The sequence below is a fragment of the Streptomyces sp. NPDC004609 genome (assembly GCF_042873655.1).
Taxonomy (GTDB): Bacteria; Actinomycetota; Actinomycetes; order Streptomycetales; family Streptomycetaceae; genus Streptomyces.
On record NZ_JBIALS010000070.1, the window covers coordinates 1 to 14,503 of the forward strand.

Sequence of the window (14,503 nt, forward strand, 5' to 3'; positions counted from 1 at the left end):
GAACAAGCCGGCCGGGAAGTCCGGGCCGGCGGCGCCCGCGCGGGCGAACGGCGCGGCCCCCGGCCGGGCGCCCCCCCCCCCCCCCGCGCGCGCCCGCCCCCCCCCCCCCGCCCCCCCGCCCCCCCCCCCCCCCCCCCCCCCCCCCCCCCCCCCGCCCGGGCGCGGTGTTCCGGGCTACTTGACGCCGGTGCCCAGCTCCCAGAGCTGAAGGTCCATGCTGGCGTTGAGGAGCCGCTCGACTCCGGTGAGATCGGTGCGGGCGGCGACGTACTGCTTGCTCTGCCACAGGGGAAGGACGGGCACGTCCTCGGCGACGATGTCCTGGATCTTGCCGAAGGCCCTGGTGGCGGCGCCCCGGTCGGCCTGGCGGCGCGACTGGGGGATGAGCGCCAGTGCCTCGTCGTTCTTGTAGGGCGAGCCGAGGAAGTTGTCCTTCTCCAGGAAGGGCGCGATGAAGTTGTCGGGGTCGGGGAAGTCGGGGACCCAGCCGAGGCCGTAGACGGGGTAGTCGCCCCGCTGGGCCGCGGCGCGGAATTCGGACCACCCGGAGCCCTTGATGGTGGCGGAGAACAGCCCGGTGGCGTTCAGCTGGTCCCGTATGACCTCGTACTCCGTGGCCGCGTAGCGGTCCTTGGCGTAGTGGAGGGTGACCTTCACCGGGGTGGTGATGTCCGCCTTCTTCAGGATCCGTTCGGCCTGGTCCCGGTTGGGCTCGCCGTATCGGTTGTAGAACGAGTTCTTGTGGGCGAGGACGTTCGCCGGGATCAGCGAGTACAGGGGCTCGGCGGTGGAGCCGTACGCCTTGCTGGAGATCTCACCGCGGTCGATCACGGAGGCCATCGCCTGGCGGACCGCCTTGTCCTTCACCGAGGGGTCGTTCGTGTTGAACGCGAGGTACTGGATGGAGAGTCCGGGCAGCTCGGTCAGCTCGATGCCCTTCTTGGGCTTCTCCAGCATGCCCGTGATCTGTTCCGTGGCCAGCTCGCGGGTGGCGAGGTCGATCTCGCCCTTCTCCAGGGCGCCGGTCATGGCCTTCGAGTCCTTGAAGATCCTCAGCTCGACCTTGGAGTTCCGCAGTTCGGCGTCGCCCCGGTACGCCTTGTTCTTCGAGAAGACGATCCTGGTGGCCTTGCCGTTCTCCGCCTCGGCCTTCATGGTGTACGGGCCGGAGCCGTCGACCTGGAAGCCGGGGCGGAGCTTTTGGCCGTCGTACTTCTTCTTGCTGATGATCCCGGCGGCCGGGGTGGACAGCTTGTACGGGAACGTCGCGTCGGGGGTGGCGAGATGGAAGACGATCTCGGAGCCCTTGGTGTCGATGGCGTCGACGTTCGACAGCAGGGCGGCGGCGCCGTTGTCGTCATTGATGGCCAGCAGGCGCTCGATGGAGAACTTGACGTCCTCGGCGGTGACGGGGCTGCCGTCGGAGAACGTGAGCCCGCCGCGCAGCGCGCAGCGGTAGCTCTGGGAGGCCCGGTCGGTGAACTCGCAGGACTGGGCCGCTTCGGGCACCGGCTTGCCGCCGCGCGGGGCGTACAGCAGGGTCTGGACGGTCTGGCGGAGCACGTTCCAGGACCCGGTGTCGTAGGCGTACGCCGGATCGAGCGGTGCCGGGCTCTCGCCGTCGGTGATGATCTGGTCCGTGGTGCCCACGACAATGGTTCCACCGCCACCGGACCCGCCCTCCGAACCGCCGCAGGCGACGAGTACGGGTGCGAGCAGACCCACCACGGCCGGCAGCACCAGAGTCTTACGGTTCATCCTGGACGTTCTCCTCATCCGGCACTGGGTACGGCGTGCAAGGGAGACTTCGCCGCGGGCCGCCCGGTCGGGGCGGTTCCGCAAAGGCCGGGAGGCAGGACGGTCGGCCCTGTTTCATGGCGGCTGTACGACCGCCGGGGCGCCGGGTGTTGCGGCGAAGACTCGCGAAGAGATTAGTCGGAGACGCCAGGGAGGTTTCACCGGACCCGAGTTGGGGCGTATTCGCTCAGTGATCAAGCATGCCTGTGCGTGGTCGACCGCGCCGCGGAACCTTTGGTGCAGGGATCCATCAATGCGGACACAAGGAACCGCCGGACGCCCGCGCCCGGCGGCGAGAGCCGCTCGGTGCTCATCCGTCCAGAGCAGGCACAGTGACGAATGTCACGTCGACAAGCCGTGGAGAAAGAGACCCGGAAAAGGGCCCGCAGGGCGGTGGGATATCCCGTGGGAACGGCCGGATTTTCTCTTGCATTCAAGATGCACGGACAGCACACGCATCAGTTCATCGAGGTGATGAGCGTACGGAGGAAACCCAGGTCCACTTCTTCGAGGGAGCCGACGACGACCCGGCCGTCGGCGGGCGCGATCGGCGCCACGGACGGCACGGCCACGACCCGGCAGCCCGCCGCCTCGGCGGAGGCCACCCCGGTGGCCGTGTCCTCGATGACGGCGCATCTCGTGGGCTCGGCACCCAGCCCGCGCGCGGCGAGCAGATAGGGGTCCGGGTGCGGCTTGGTCCGCGGGACCTCGTCGCCGGCGACGGAGAGCGCGAAGTTCTCCGGGCCCAGCGATCCGAGGACGCGGTCGATGATCCGGCGGTGCGAGGCGGAGACCAGGGCGGTGGGCACCCGCTGGGCGGCCAGCTCCGCGAGCAGGCGCTCCGCGCCCGGCATCAGCGGCACGCCCTGGCTGATGCGCTTCTCGAAGGCGTCGTTGAGCAGCACGGTCACCTCGGGCAGGGTGATGTCGGCGCCCGTCACCTCGATGAGATACCCGGCGCTGCGCGTCATGGGGCCGCCGACGACCACGTCCCGCCACGCCTCGTCCAGCTCGTGCCCGAGTTCCGCGAAGACCCGCACCTCCGCGTCCCACCAGAAGCCCTCGGTGTCGACGAGGGTGCCGTCCATGTCCAGCAGCACGGCCTGGAGTGCCGAGCCCTCGGCCGTACGGGTGAGGGACGCGGGGATCGTGCTGGTCATCGGCACACCTCCGTGAGGGACGAGAAGGCCGGCCGCCTTCCCCCACGGCTTTCCCACAGGGACAGGCGACCGGCCTGCGTTGGACCGACCAGTGTACGACTCGTCCGGCGAAGCTGCCGGGAACCACACGATGTCGCGTGCGATCCCGATCACACGGTCCACCCGTACGGCGGTCGGTCCTTTACCGCCTTTTACCGCGTTTTCCGTTCAGCGCGCGTTGAAGTACTTGGCCTCGGGGTGGTGGATGACGATGGCGTCCGTGGACTGCTCGGGGTGGAGCTGGAATTCCTCGGAGAGTTTGACCCCGATCCGCTCCGGCTCCAGCAGCTCGGCGATCTTCGCCCGGTCCTCCAGGTCGGGGCACGCTCCGTAGCCGAGCGAGAACCGTGCGCCCCGGTACTTGAGGGCGAACATGTCCTCGACGTCGGCCGGGTCCTCGCCCCCGAAGCCCAGCTCCGCGCGCACCCGTGCGTGCCAGTACTCGGCGAGTGCCTCGGCCAGCTGGACGGACAGCCCGTGCAGTTCCAGGTAGTCGCGGTAGGAGTCCGAGGCGAACAGCTCGGCGGTGGCCTCCCCGATCCTGGAGCCGACGGTGACGACCTGGAGTCCGACGACGTCCCGCTCGCCGGACTCCTCCGGGCGGAAGAAGTCCGCGAGACAGAGCCTGCGGCCCCGCCGCTGGCGCGGGAAGGAGAACCGGGTGCGCTCCGAGCCGTCCTCGTTGAGCAGGATCAGATCGTCGCCCTTGGAGACACAGGGGAAGTAGCCGTAGACGACGGCGGCCTCCAGCAGGTTGCGGGTGTGGAGCTGGTCCAGCCAGCCCCGCAGCCGGGGCCGTCCCTCGGTCTCCACCAGCTCCTCGTACGTCGGTCCGTCGCCGGCGCGGGCCTGCTTCAGGCCCCACTGGCCCTTGAAGAGGGCGCCTTCGTCCAGCCAGGAGGCGTACTCCTTCAGCTGGATGCCCTTGATCACCCGGGTGCCCCAGAACGGCGGCTCGGGGACGGGGTTGTCGACGGCGACGGCGGAGCGTACGGCGCCTTCGGCGGCTTCGCCGGCCCGCTCCTCGGCGACGGCCGTGGCCCTGACGCGGCGCTGCTTCAGCTCGGGGAGGGTGGCGCCGGGGACCCCGCGCTTGACGGAGATCAGGGCGTCCATCAGCCGCAGGCCCTCGAAGGCGTCGCGGGCGTAGCGGACCTCGCCCTCGTAGATCTCGTGGAGGTCCTGCTCCACATAGGCGCGGGTGAGGGCGGCGCCGCCGAGGATGACCGGGTAGTCGGCGGCCATCTTGCGCTGGTTCAGCTCCTCCAGGTTCTCCTTCATGATCACCGTGGACTTCACCAGCAGGCCGGACATGCCGATCACATCGGCCCGGTGCTCCTCGGCGGCCTCCAGGATCGCGGAGACGGGCTGCTTGATGCCCAGGTTGACGACGTTGTAGCCGTTGTTGGAGAGGATGATGTCGACGAGGTTCTTGCCGATGTCGTGGACGTCGCCGCGCACGGTGGCCAGCACGATCGTGCCCTTGCCCTCGGCATCCGTCTTCTCCATGTGCGGCTCCAGATAGGCGACCGCGTTCTTCATCACCTCGGCGGACTGGAGGACGAACGGCAGCTGCATCCGGCCGGAGCCGAACAGTTCGCCGACGACCTTCATGCCCTCCAGGAGGGTGTCGTTGACGATGTCGAGGGCGGGGCGCTCCTTGAGCGCCTCGTCGAGGTCGGCCTCCAGGCCGTTCTTCTCGCCGTCGACGATCCGGCGCCGCAGCCGCTCCTCCAGCGGCAGGGCCAGCAGTTCCTCCGCCTTGCCCGCCTTCATCGACTTGGTGTCGACGCCCTCGAACAGTTCCATCAGCCGCTGGAGGGGGTCGTAGCCCTCCCTGCGGCGGTCGTGGATGAGGTCGAGGGCGGTGGCGACCTGCTCCTCGTCGAAGCGCGCGATCGGCAGGATCTTGCTCGCGTGCACGATCGCGGAGTCCAGTCCGGCCTTGACGCACTCGTCGAGGAAGACGGAGTTGAGGAGGATACGGGCGGCCGGGTTGAGGCCGAAGGAGATGTTGGAGAGGCCGAGGGTGGTCTGGACGTCGGGGTGGCGCCGCTTGAGTTCCCGGATGGCCTCGATGGTGTGGATCCCGTCCTTGCGGGACTCCTCCTGGCCCGTGCAGATGGTGAAGGTCAGGGTGTCGATGAGGATGTCGGACTCATGGATGCCCCAGTTGCCGGTCAGATCGGCGATGAGCCGTTCGGCGACGGCGACCTTGTGCTCGACCGAGCGGGCCTGGCCCTCCTCGTCGATGGTGAGCGCGATCAGGGCGGCGCCGTGCTCCTGCGCCAGCCGGGTGACCTTGGCGAAGCGGGAGTCGGGGCCGTCGCCGTCCTCGTAGTTGACGGAGTTGATGACGGCCCGGCCGCCGAGCTTCTCCAGGCCGGCGCGGATGACGTCGACCTCGGTGGAGTCCAGCACGATCGGCAGGGTGGAGGCGGTGGCGAACCGGCCGGCCAGCTCCTCCATGTCGGCGACGCCGTCGCGGCCGACGTAGTCGACGCACAGGTCGAGCATGTGCGCGCCCTCGCGGATCTGGTCGCGGGCCAGCTCCACGCAGTCGTCCCAGCGGCCCTCCAGCATCGCCTCGCGGAACTTCTTGGATCCGTTGGCGTTGGTCCGCTCGCCGATCGCCATGTAGGCGGTGTCCTGGCGGAACGGCACGCTCTGGTAGAGCGAGGCGGCTCCCGGCTCGGGCCGCGGCCGGCGCTCGGTGGGCACGACTCCCCGTACGCGCTCCACGACCTGGCGCAGATGCTCCGGGGTCGTACCGCAGCAGCCGCCGACCAGGGAGAGGCCGTATTCGCGGACGAAGGTCTCCTGGGCGTCGGCGAGCTCACCCGCCGTCAGGGGGTAGTGGGCGCCGTTCTTGCCGAGGACGGGCAGCCCCGCGTTGGGCATGCAGGACAGCGGGATACGGGAGTGGCGGGCCAGATAGCGCAGGTGCTCGCTCATCTCGGCGGGGCCGGTGGCGCAGTTGAGGCCGATCATGTCGATGCCGAGCGGCTCCAGCGCGGTGAGCGCGGCACCGATCTCGGAGCCGAGCAGCATGGTGCCGGTGGTCTCGACCGTGACCGAGCAGATCAGCGGCAGGTCCGTGCCGGTGGCCTGAAGCGCGCGGCGGGCACCCAGGACGGAGGCCTTGGTCTGGAGGAGGTCCTGGGTGGTCTCCACGAGCAGGGCGTCGGCACCGCCCGCGATCATGCCTTCCGCGTTGCTCTGGTAGGCGTCGCGCAGGGTGGTGTACGGGGCGTGGCCGAGCGTCGGCAGCTTGGTGCCGGGGCCCATGGAGCCGAGGACCCAGCGCTGCTGTCCGGTGGCGGCGGTGGCCTCGTCGGCTGCCTCGCGTGCGAGGCGGGCGCCCGCCTCGGAGAGTTCGTGGACGCGTTCGGAGATGTCGTACTCCGCCAGCGCGGCGAAGTTGGCGCCGAACGTGTTGGTCTCGACGCAGTCGACTCCGACCTCGAAGTAGGCCGAATGGACGGACCGCACGATGTCGGGACGGGTGACGTTCAGGATCTCGTTGCAGCCTTCGAGGCCCTGGAAGTCCTCCAGTGTCGGATCCTGGGCCTGGAGCATGGTGCCCATCGCCCCGTCGGCGACGACGACCCGCGTGGCGAGGGCCTCGCGGAGTGCTTCGATGCGGGTCCGGCTGTCGGCGGACGGTACGGAGGGGGACGGCGACGAGGCCATGAACGGGCTCCCTGGGATGCGACGGCTGTCGGCTTTGCGGCTTCCGGTGGAAGGCGCACGGAGCCAGAGTAACCGGGCGGAGCGCCGCGGGGCGGATTGTCCCACGGGGCGGACGCACTCCTCGCGCTCTCCACGAGTACCCCACCATGTCCCTCACCGGCGCGCCCGGGCGCCCGGGCGGGGACACCGGCCGGCCCCGGAGCGGGAGGCCCGTCGCGCCGGGGTTTCCCGGGTGCCTCCCTGTTGTGGGGTTTCTGTGAAGCCACCCGGCGCGAGATACTCACTCAGCGGTGACCTCGGTCGACATCGACCGATAGTGTTCAGCATTGTCGAACAGCAGTGGAGAGGGCCGATCCGATGGCGAAGAACATCCAGTCCGTCGAGCGCGCCGCCGCGATGCTGCGGCTGCTCGCGGGCGGGGAGCGCCGGCTGGGCCTGTCGGACATCGCCTCCTCGCTGGATCTGGCCAAGGGCACCGCGCACGGCATTCTGCGCACGCTCCAGGCGGAGGGGTTCGTCGAGCAGGACCCGGCGTCCGGCCGCTATCAGCTGGGCGCGGAGCTGCTGAGGCTCGGCAACAGCTATCTGGACGTGCACGAGTTGCGCGCGCGGGCCCTCGTCTGGACGGACGACCTGGCGCGCTCCAGCGGCGAGAGCGTCCACCTCGGCGTGCTGCACCAGCACGGGGTGCTCGTCGTCCACCACGTCTTCCGGCCGGACGACAGCCGGCAGGTCCTGGAGGTGGGCGCCATGCAGCCGCTGCACTCCACGGCCCTGGGCAAGGTGCTGGCGGCGTACGACCCGGTGGCCCACACCGAGGCGGTGGAGGGCGACCGCAAGTCGTTCACGCCCCGGACGGTGACGGACCTGGCGGAGTTCGAGGCGGTGCTCGACGGGACCCGCGCCCGCGGCTGGGCGGCCGACGTGGAGGAGACCTGGGAGGGGGTCGCGGCCGTCGCCGCGCCCATCCACGACCGCCGCCGGATGCCGGTGGGGGCGGTCGCGATCACGGGCTCGGTCGAGCGGGTCTGCGACGGCCCCGAGCTGCGGCCCGCCCTGATCACCGCCGTACGGGAGTGTGCGCGCGCGGTCTCCCGGGATCTGGGCGCCGGCCGGTTCTGAGGGCCCGGGGCGGGCTCCGGCCCGGCCACCCCGCGGGGCCCGGAGCCCGCCCCGTTCCCCGCGCCGCCCCGGCTCCGCCCGCGGGTCGGGCGCAGCGCCCCCGTGACTCCGGGCGCACGGCCCGCCCGCGGCCGTTCCCCTCCCGGCGCCCCTCCTCCCACGGGCCCGTGCAGCGCCCCGGCTCCGACGCCCGGACCCCTGGGCCTGCCGCCGGGCGAGCCCCCGGCACGCGCGGTGAGGGTCCCTCCCCGCGCCCGCGCACCCCGCGACCGGGCAAAGCCGACCTTTCGGGCGCATCATCGGATAATGATCGAATTTTCGGGCACGCAGGTCTTGACGTGATGTTGACGCGGAGAAAGACTTCCGTTCATCGGTCGGCATTGTCGAACGTCTACCGGCAATTCACGCTAGAGTGTGACAGCGCCAAGGGCCGGAACGCCCTCAGTTGAGGGCGCGAACCCCCGGCGGGAGCCGGGGGTTCGCCATCCCTGGACCAAGGACAAAGGAGTCGCGGTGTCCAGCGCAGACATCTTCATCGGCGAGACCGTCGGAACCGCCGTCCTCATCCTGCTCGGCGGCGGCGTGGTGGCGGCCGTGTCGCTGAAGAACTCCAAGGCGCGCGGTGCCGGCTGGGTCGCCATCACCTTCGGGTGGGGTTTCGCCGTCATGACGGCCGTCTATATGACCTCCGCCCTCTCCGGCGCCCATCTCAACCCCGCCGTGACCGTCGGCATCGCCATCAAGGACGGGACCTGGGCGAACGTTCCCGTCTACCTCGCCGGCCAGTTCCTCGGCGCGATGATCGGAGCGACGCTGGTCTGGGTGGTGTACTACGGGCAGTTCCGCTCCCACCTCACCGACCAGGAGATCATCGGCGACCCGGCGGACAAGCCCGTCGAGGGCGCCCACGGCGCCACCGCCGGGCCCGTCCTGGGCATCTTCTCCACCGGGCCCGAGATCCGGGTCGCCTGGCAGAACCTCGCCACCGAGATCATCGCCACCGCCGTGCTGGTCCTCGCCGTGCTCACCCAGGGGCTCAACGCCGAGGGCAAGGGCCTGAGCACACTCGGCGCCCTGATCACCGCGTTCGTCGTCGTCGGCATCGGCCTCTCACTGGGCGGCCCGACCGGGTACGCCATCAATCCGGCCCGTGATCTGGGCCCCCGGATCGTGCACGCCCTGCTGCCGCTGCCGAACAAGGGCGGCTCCGACTGGGGCTACGCCTGGATTCCCGTGGTGGGCCCGCTGGCCGGTGGAGCCCTCGCCGCGGGTGTCTACAACGTCGCGTTCGTCTGAGCCGGTGCCCCCGTTCGCCGTACTCCGTACCGGCGGTTCCGCGCGAAGCGCCGGTATGACACAGGTATGACAGGTACAGCCGCAGCCCCACCGACCCCGAGCAGGAGCACACCGTGACCGAAGCGCACACCGACGGCCCTCTCTCCCGCGGGCATGGACCGTTCATCGCCGCGATCGACCAGGGCACCACGTCCAGCCGCTGCATCGTCTTCGACCGGGACGGCCGGATCGTCTCCGTCGACCAGAAGGAGCACGAGCAGATCTTCCCGAAGCCGGGCTGGGTCGAGCACAACGCCACCGAGATCTGGGCCAACGTCCAGGAGGTCGTCGCGGCAGCCGTCCGCAAGGCGGGCATCACGGCCGCCGATGTGAAGGCCATCGGCATCACCAACCAGCGCGAGACCACCCTTCTCTGGGACAGGAACACCGGTGAGCCCGTCCACAACGCCCTCGTCTGGCAGGACACCCGTACCGACGCCCTCTGCAAGGAACTGGGCCGCAACGTCGGCCAGGACCGCTTCCGCCGCGAGACCGGACTCCCGCTCGCCAGCTACTTCGCCGGGCCCAAGGTCCGCTGGCTGCTGGACAACGTCGAGGGGCTGCGCGAGCGCGCCGAGCGCGGCGAGATCCTCTTCGGGACGATGGACTCCTGGGTCATCTGGAATCTGACCGGCGGCACCGACGGCGGTGTGCACGTCACCGACGTCACCAATGCCTCCCGCACCATGCTGATGAATCTGCACACCATGCAGTGGGACCCCAAGATCCTCAGCTCCATGGAGATCCCGGCAGCCGTGCTGCCGGAGATCCGGTCGTCCGCCGAGGTGTACGGCACGGCCAGGGGAGGCGTCCTGGACGGGATCCCCGTGGCGTCCGCGCTCGGCGACCAGCAGGCGGCCCTCTTCGGCCAGACCTGTTTCGCCAAGGGCGAGGCCAAGTCCACGTACGGCACCGGCACCTTCATGCTGATGAACACCGGCGGCACCCCCGTCAACTCGTACAACGGACTGCTCACCACCGTCGGGTACCGCATCGGCGACGAGCAGGCCGTGTACGCCCTGGAGGGCTCGATCGCCGTCACCGGTTCGCTGGTGCAGTGGATGCGCGACCAGATGGGCCTGATCAACTCCGCGGCCGAGATCGAGACCCTGGCGCTGTCGGTGGAGGACAACGGCGGCGCGTACTTCGTGCCCGCGTTCTCCGGGCTGTTCGCCCCCTACTGGCGCTCCGACGCCCGCGGGGTGATCGCCGGGCTCACCCGCTACGTCACCAAGGCGCACATCGCGCGCGCCGTGCTGGAGGCGTCCGCCTGGCAGACCCGGGAGATCACCGACGCCATGACGAAGGACTCCGGCGTCGAGCTGACCGCGCTCAAGGTCGACGGCGGAATGACCTCCAACAATCTGCTGATGCAGACCCTCTCGGACTTCCTGGACGCGCCGGTCGTGCGCCCGATGGTCGCCGAGACCACCTGTCTCGGCGCGGCCTACGCCGCCGGACTCGCCGTCGGCTTCTGGCCGGACACCGACGCCCTGCGCGCCAACTGGCGCCGGGCGGCGGAATGGACCCCGCGCATGGACACCGACAAGCGCCGGCGCGAGTACAAGAACTGGCTCAAGGCCGTGGAACGGACCATGGGCTGGCTCGACGAGGAAGACTGACGAGGAGTTGGCACCATGACCACCCTGCGATGCGTCCCGCCCCGTGGGACGCACCCGGCCTCCGGCCGCCTGCCGGGCCGCGCCGAGACCCGGGAGCTGCTCTCCCGGGCGACGTACGACCTTCTGGTGATCGGCGGCGGCATCCTGGGCATCTCCACCGCCTGGCACGCGGCGCAGTCCGGGCTGCGGGTGGCTCTGGTCGACGCCGGCGACTTCGCCGGTGCCACGTCCTCCGCCTCCTCCAAGCTCCTCCACGGCGGGCTGCGCTATCTGCAGACCGGCGCGGTGAAGCTGGTCGCGGAGAACCACCTTGAGCGCCGCGCCCTGTCCCGTCAGGTGGCTCCCCACCTCGCGAACCCGCTCACGTTCTATCTGCCCGTCTACAAGGGCGGGCCGCACGGGGCGGCGAAGCTCGGCGCGGGAGTGTTCGCGTACTCCGCGCTCTCCGCCTTCGGTGACGGAGTCGGCCGGGTCATCGGCCCGGCGAAGGCGCGGCGCGACGTCCCCGAGCTGCGTACGGACGGTCTGCGGGCCGTCGCCGTGTACGGGGACGACCAGATGAACGACGCCCGGATGGCGCTGATGACGGTCCGGGCCGCCGTCGCGGCGGGCGCGGTCGTCCTGAACCACGCCGAGGTCACCGGGCTGCGGTTCACCGGCGGCCGGGTCACGGGGGCGGAGCTGAGGGACCGGGCCGACGGTACGGAGTTCGGGGTGGACGCCCGTCTCGTACTCAACGCCACCGGCCCCTGGGTCGACCGGCTGCGCCGGATGGAGGACCCGGGCGCGGCCCCGTCGATCCGGCTGTCCAAGGGCGCGCATCTGGTGCTGAAGCGCACCTCGCCGTGGAAGGCGGCGCTGGCGACCCCGATCGACCGGTACCGGATCACCTTCGCCCTCCCCTGGGAGGACATGCTGCTGCTGGGGACCACGGACGAGGAGTACGCGGGTGATCCCGGCGAGGTGGCGGTCACGGAGAAGGACATCGCCCAGATTCTGGACGAGGCCGCGTACTCGGTGCGGGACCGGCAGCTGTCCCGGGAGCTGATCACCTACTCCTTCGCCGGGCTGCGGGTGCTGCCCGGCGGTCCGGGCGGCACCTCGAAGGCCCGGCGGGAGACCGTGGTGACCGAGGGGTCCGGCGGCATGCTGTCCGTGGCGGGCGGCAAGTGGACGACGTTCCGTCATATCGGCCGTGCGGTACTGAACAAGCTGGCCGCGCTGCCCGGGAGGCCGCTCGCCGACCGCATGGAGCCGGTGTCCCGGCTGCCCGGGAAGCTGCCGCTGCCGGGCATAGCCAACCCGAGGGCGGTGGAGCACCGGCTGCTGGCCGACGGCGGCGCCGCCGGGCCTGGGATGGCGGCGGACACCGCGCGCCATCTGGCCACGCACTACGGCTCGCTCTCCTTCGACATCGCGCGGATGGTCCGGGAGGAGCCGGCGCTCGGCGGGCGCATCCACCCGGACGCGCCCGAGATCTGGGCACAGGTCGTGTACGCGCGGGACCAGGAGTGGGCGCAAACGGCGGACGACGTACTGCGCCGCCGCACGACGCTCACGATCCGGGGGCTGGCGACCGACGGGATCCGGGAGAAGGTCACGGACCTGCTGGACCACCGCTCCTGACGGCCCGGCATCCCCGCTGACGTGGGCGGTTCCGGGGGGCCGCCCACGCTGTACCCTCGGTCAGCAGCAGACATCGGATGAATCGAGGGGCGGGCCGCCGTGGCAGTCACCGACGAGGCGATCGAAAAGATCAAGTCCATGATCGTCTCGGGTGCGCTGCGGCCCGGTGACCGGCTCCCCAGAGAGAGCGAACTCGCCGCCGCGCTGGGTCTGTCGCGCAATTCGCTGCGGGAGGCCGTGCGCGCGCTGTCGCTGATCCGGATCCTGGACGTCCGCCAGGGTGACGGCACCTATGTCACCAGCCTCGATCCCGGGCTGCTGCTGGGGGCGCTGAGCTTTGCCGTGGACTTCCACCGGGACGACACCGCGCAGGAGTTCCTCGCCGTACGCCGGATTCTGGAGCCCGCGGCCACGGCGATGGCCGCAGCCCGGATCAGCGAGGACGAACTGGACGCGCTGACCGGCCGACTGGACGCCCTCGGGTCCGATCCCCCGGTGGAGGAACTGGTCGCGGCGGACCTGGAGTTCCACCGGGTCGTCGCCCGGGCGTCGGGCAACGCGGTGCTGTGGTCCCTGCTGGACGGCCTGTCGGGTCCGGCGACCCGGGCGCGGGTCTGGCGGGCGCTGACCGGTCAGGACGCGGTCGGCCGTACGCTGCACGAGCACCGGGCGATCCTCGGGGCGCTGCGCGACCGGGACGCCGAGGCGGCGCGGTCGTGGGCGACGGTCCACATCAACGGCGCCGAGCAGTGGTTGCGCCCGGCGCTGGGGCGCCCTGACCTGCCGTAGGACGGCAGCGCCGCTCCGGCGGGGGCTCCGCCACGGGAAGGCGCGGGCCCTGCGGACCGCCTTCTAGCGCCCGGTGGTCAGGCCCTCTGGCGCCCGGTGGTCTGGCCCGCGGAGCGCTGTGCCACGAACAGCGGGATGAAGAGAAGGACCAGCAGTCCACCCCTGAGTACCAGGGTGTCGTAGCCGCCCTGGGCGACCACCAGCCCCGACGCCATGCCTCCGGTGGCGCCCGCGGCCAGGATGCCGAGGTCCACGAGACCCTGTGCCGAGGCGCGGGTGTCCGCGGGCAGCGAGTCGGTGATCACGGCCGTACCGCTGACGAAGCCGAGGTTCCAGCCGACGCCCGGCAGGACGAGCGCAGCGAACAGTCCCACGGTGGACTCCGGCGGTGACAGGGACGCGGTGAGGGCGGCGGCGAGGAGCACGGCGGCGGCCAGGGCGGCGGTGAGCGGCCGGCCGACCCGGTCGGCGAGATGGCCGGACAGCGGGGACGACAGATACATCGCCCCGAGGTGCAGGCCGATGACCATCCCGGCGTCGGACGTGCTGTGGCCGTGCCCGGTCATATGGACGGGCGTCATCGTCATGATCGCGATCATGACGAGTTGGCTGAGGCCCATCACGGCGCCTCCGGTGAGCACACCGAGCCTGTTGGCCGCCGGCGCCGCGTCGTCCGGCGGGGTCTCGGTGCCCTTCCCGGCCGACGCGGCGGGCGCGGGCGGGGCGGCGGGCGCGCGGCACCGAGGGGCCCCGCCTCGTCGGCCCGTACGGCGATCCGGCCCGTATCCGCCCCGCGCGGCCGTCGGGCGGCAGGACCACCACCGGGGGTCGCTCCGGGGGGATCAGGGCCGCCACCCGAGCATCACACGCCATCGAATGGCTTGAACTCGTCCTCGGGCGGCCGTTTTCCGTACGGCACGGCGCCGACCCTCCGCTGCGGGCGGACCACCACCGCAGGGCCGGGCGCGGGCTCAGTTGCCGGGCGCGGGCTCGCCTTCCGCCGTCGCACATCGCCGTGAAGCCGGGCCGCCGCCCCGGCGGGAACTCCGGGTGTCCCCGGTGCGTTCACCCGTCATGGCGAGCACGGCGTGGCAGGTCTCCGGGGGAGCCGTTGCGCTGGGCGCTGCCCTGTTCCTCGGGGACCGCGCCCTGTTGTGGATGGAGAGCCGGGGCTGGGTCTACTGGCGCCGGCGCAAGGGCCTGTCGTCCATCGGCGCCGACTTCTCTAGACGAGTCATTCCGAATGCTGGCGGTGTGTCTGGGAACGCAGACAGGGCGTCCAAGATCGTTCTGTGACGAATGAGCTGGACGCCCTGCTGA

Annotated in this window: 9 protein-coding genes; 5 read left to right on the top strand and 4 right to left on the bottom strand. The window is 71.1% G+C overall.

Annotation, left to right across the window (positions count from 1 at the left end; translation table 11 throughout):
- Positions 1 to 174: 174 nt before the first annotated feature.
- From ACFYT4_RS35155 to metH, 3 genes are all read right to left on the bottom strand, one after another.
- On the bottom strand, positions 175 to 1,758 hold the full coding sequence (locus ACFYT4_RS35155) for an ABC transporter substrate-binding protein (protein ID WP_389278675.1): 1,584 nt from the start codon (positions 1,756 to 1,758) through the stop codon (positions 175 to 177).
- A 497-nt stretch (positions 1,759 to 2,255) separates the two neighbouring features.
- Complete coding sequence (locus ACFYT4_RS35160) at positions 2,256 to 2,957, bottom strand: HAD family hydrolase (protein WP_389278678.1); 702 nt, start codon at positions 2,955 to 2,957, stop codon at positions 2,256 to 2,258.
- A gap of 207 nt (positions 2,958 to 3,164) precedes the next feature.
- Positions 3,165 to 6,689 (bottom strand): methionine synthase, encoded by a 3,525-nt coding sequence (gene metH, locus ACFYT4_RS35165; RefSeq protein WP_389278680.1) that lies wholly within the window; start codon positions 6,687 to 6,689, stop codon positions 3,165 to 3,167.
- Between the two features lie 357 nt (positions 6,690 to 7,046).
- On the opposite strand from metH, the gene ACFYT4_RS35170 reads away from it, so the two are divergent.
- From ACFYT4_RS35170 to ACFYT4_RS35190, 5 genes are all read left to right on the top strand, one after another.
- The gene (locus ACFYT4_RS35170; protein ID WP_389278682.1) at positions 7,047 to 7,811 is read left to right on the top strand and encodes an IclR family transcriptional regulator; all 765 of its coding nucleotides are present in this window, start codon (positions 7,047 to 7,049) and stop codon (positions 7,809 to 7,811) included.
- A 513-nt stretch (positions 7,812 to 8,324) separates the two neighbouring features.
- Positions 8,325 to 9,107 (top strand): MIP/aquaporin family protein, encoded by a 783-nt coding sequence (locus tag ACFYT4_RS35175; RefSeq protein ID WP_389278685.1) that lies wholly within the window; start codon positions 8,325 to 8,327, stop codon positions 9,105 to 9,107.
- A 113-nt stretch (positions 9,108 to 9,220) separates the two neighbouring features.
- The gene (gene glpK, locus ACFYT4_RS35180) at positions 9,221 to 10,768 is read left to right on the top strand and encodes a glycerol kinase GlpK (RefSeq protein WP_389278688.1); all 1,548 of its coding nucleotides are present in this window, start codon (positions 9,221 to 9,223) and stop codon (positions 10,766 to 10,768) included.
- Positions 10,769 to 10,783: 15 nt separating this feature from the next.
- Positions 10,784 to 12,394 carry an FAD-dependent oxidoreductase gene (locus ACFYT4_RS35185; protein WP_389278691.1) on the top strand — a complete coding sequence of 537 codons (1,611 nt, stop codon included), beginning with the start codon at positions 10,784 to 10,786 and terminating at the stop codon, positions 12,392 to 12,394.
- A gap of 99 nt (positions 12,395 to 12,493) precedes the next feature.
- Entirely contained in the window at positions 12,494 to 13,183 is a 690-nt protein-coding gene (locus ACFYT4_RS35190; protein WP_389278694.1) for a FadR/GntR family transcriptional regulator, read from the top strand.
- Between the two features lie 77 nt (positions 13,184 to 13,260).
- Here the strand turns inward: ACFYT4_RS35190 and ACFYT4_RS35195 are convergent, their stop codons facing one another.
- Positions 13,261 to 13,803 carry an MFS transporter gene (locus ACFYT4_RS35195; protein WP_389278696.1) on the bottom strand — a complete coding sequence of 181 codons (543 nt, stop codon included), beginning with the start codon at positions 13,801 to 13,803 and terminating at the stop codon, positions 13,261 to 13,263.
- Positions 13,804 to 14,503 lie beyond the last annotated feature (700 nt).

Bases quoted from the DNA above. Each gene is read 5' to 3' on its own strand.
- ACFYT4_RS35155 (WP_389278675.1), bottom strand. From the start codon at position 1,758: ATGAACCGTAAGACTCTGGTGCTGCCGGCCGTGGTGGGTCTGCTCGCA.
- ACFYT4_RS35160 (WP_389278678.1), bottom strand. From the start codon at position 2,957: ATGACCAGCACGATCCCCGCGTCCCTCACCCGTACGGCCGAGGGCTCG.
- metH (WP_389278680.1), bottom strand. From the start codon at position 6,689: ATGGCCTCGTCGCCGTCCCCCTCCGTACCGTCCGCCGACAGCCGGACC.
- ACFYT4_RS35170 (WP_389278682.1), top strand. From the start codon at position 7,047: ATGGCGAAGAACATCCAGTCCGTCGAGCGCGCCGCCGCGATGCTGCGG.
- ACFYT4_RS35185 (WP_389278691.1), top strand. From the start codon at position 10,784: ATGACCACCCTGCGATGCGTCCCGCCCCGTGGGACGCACCCGGCCTCC.
- ACFYT4_RS35195 (WP_389278696.1), bottom strand. From the start codon at position 13,803: ATGGGCCTCAGCCAACTCGTCATGATCGCGATCATGACGATGACGCCC.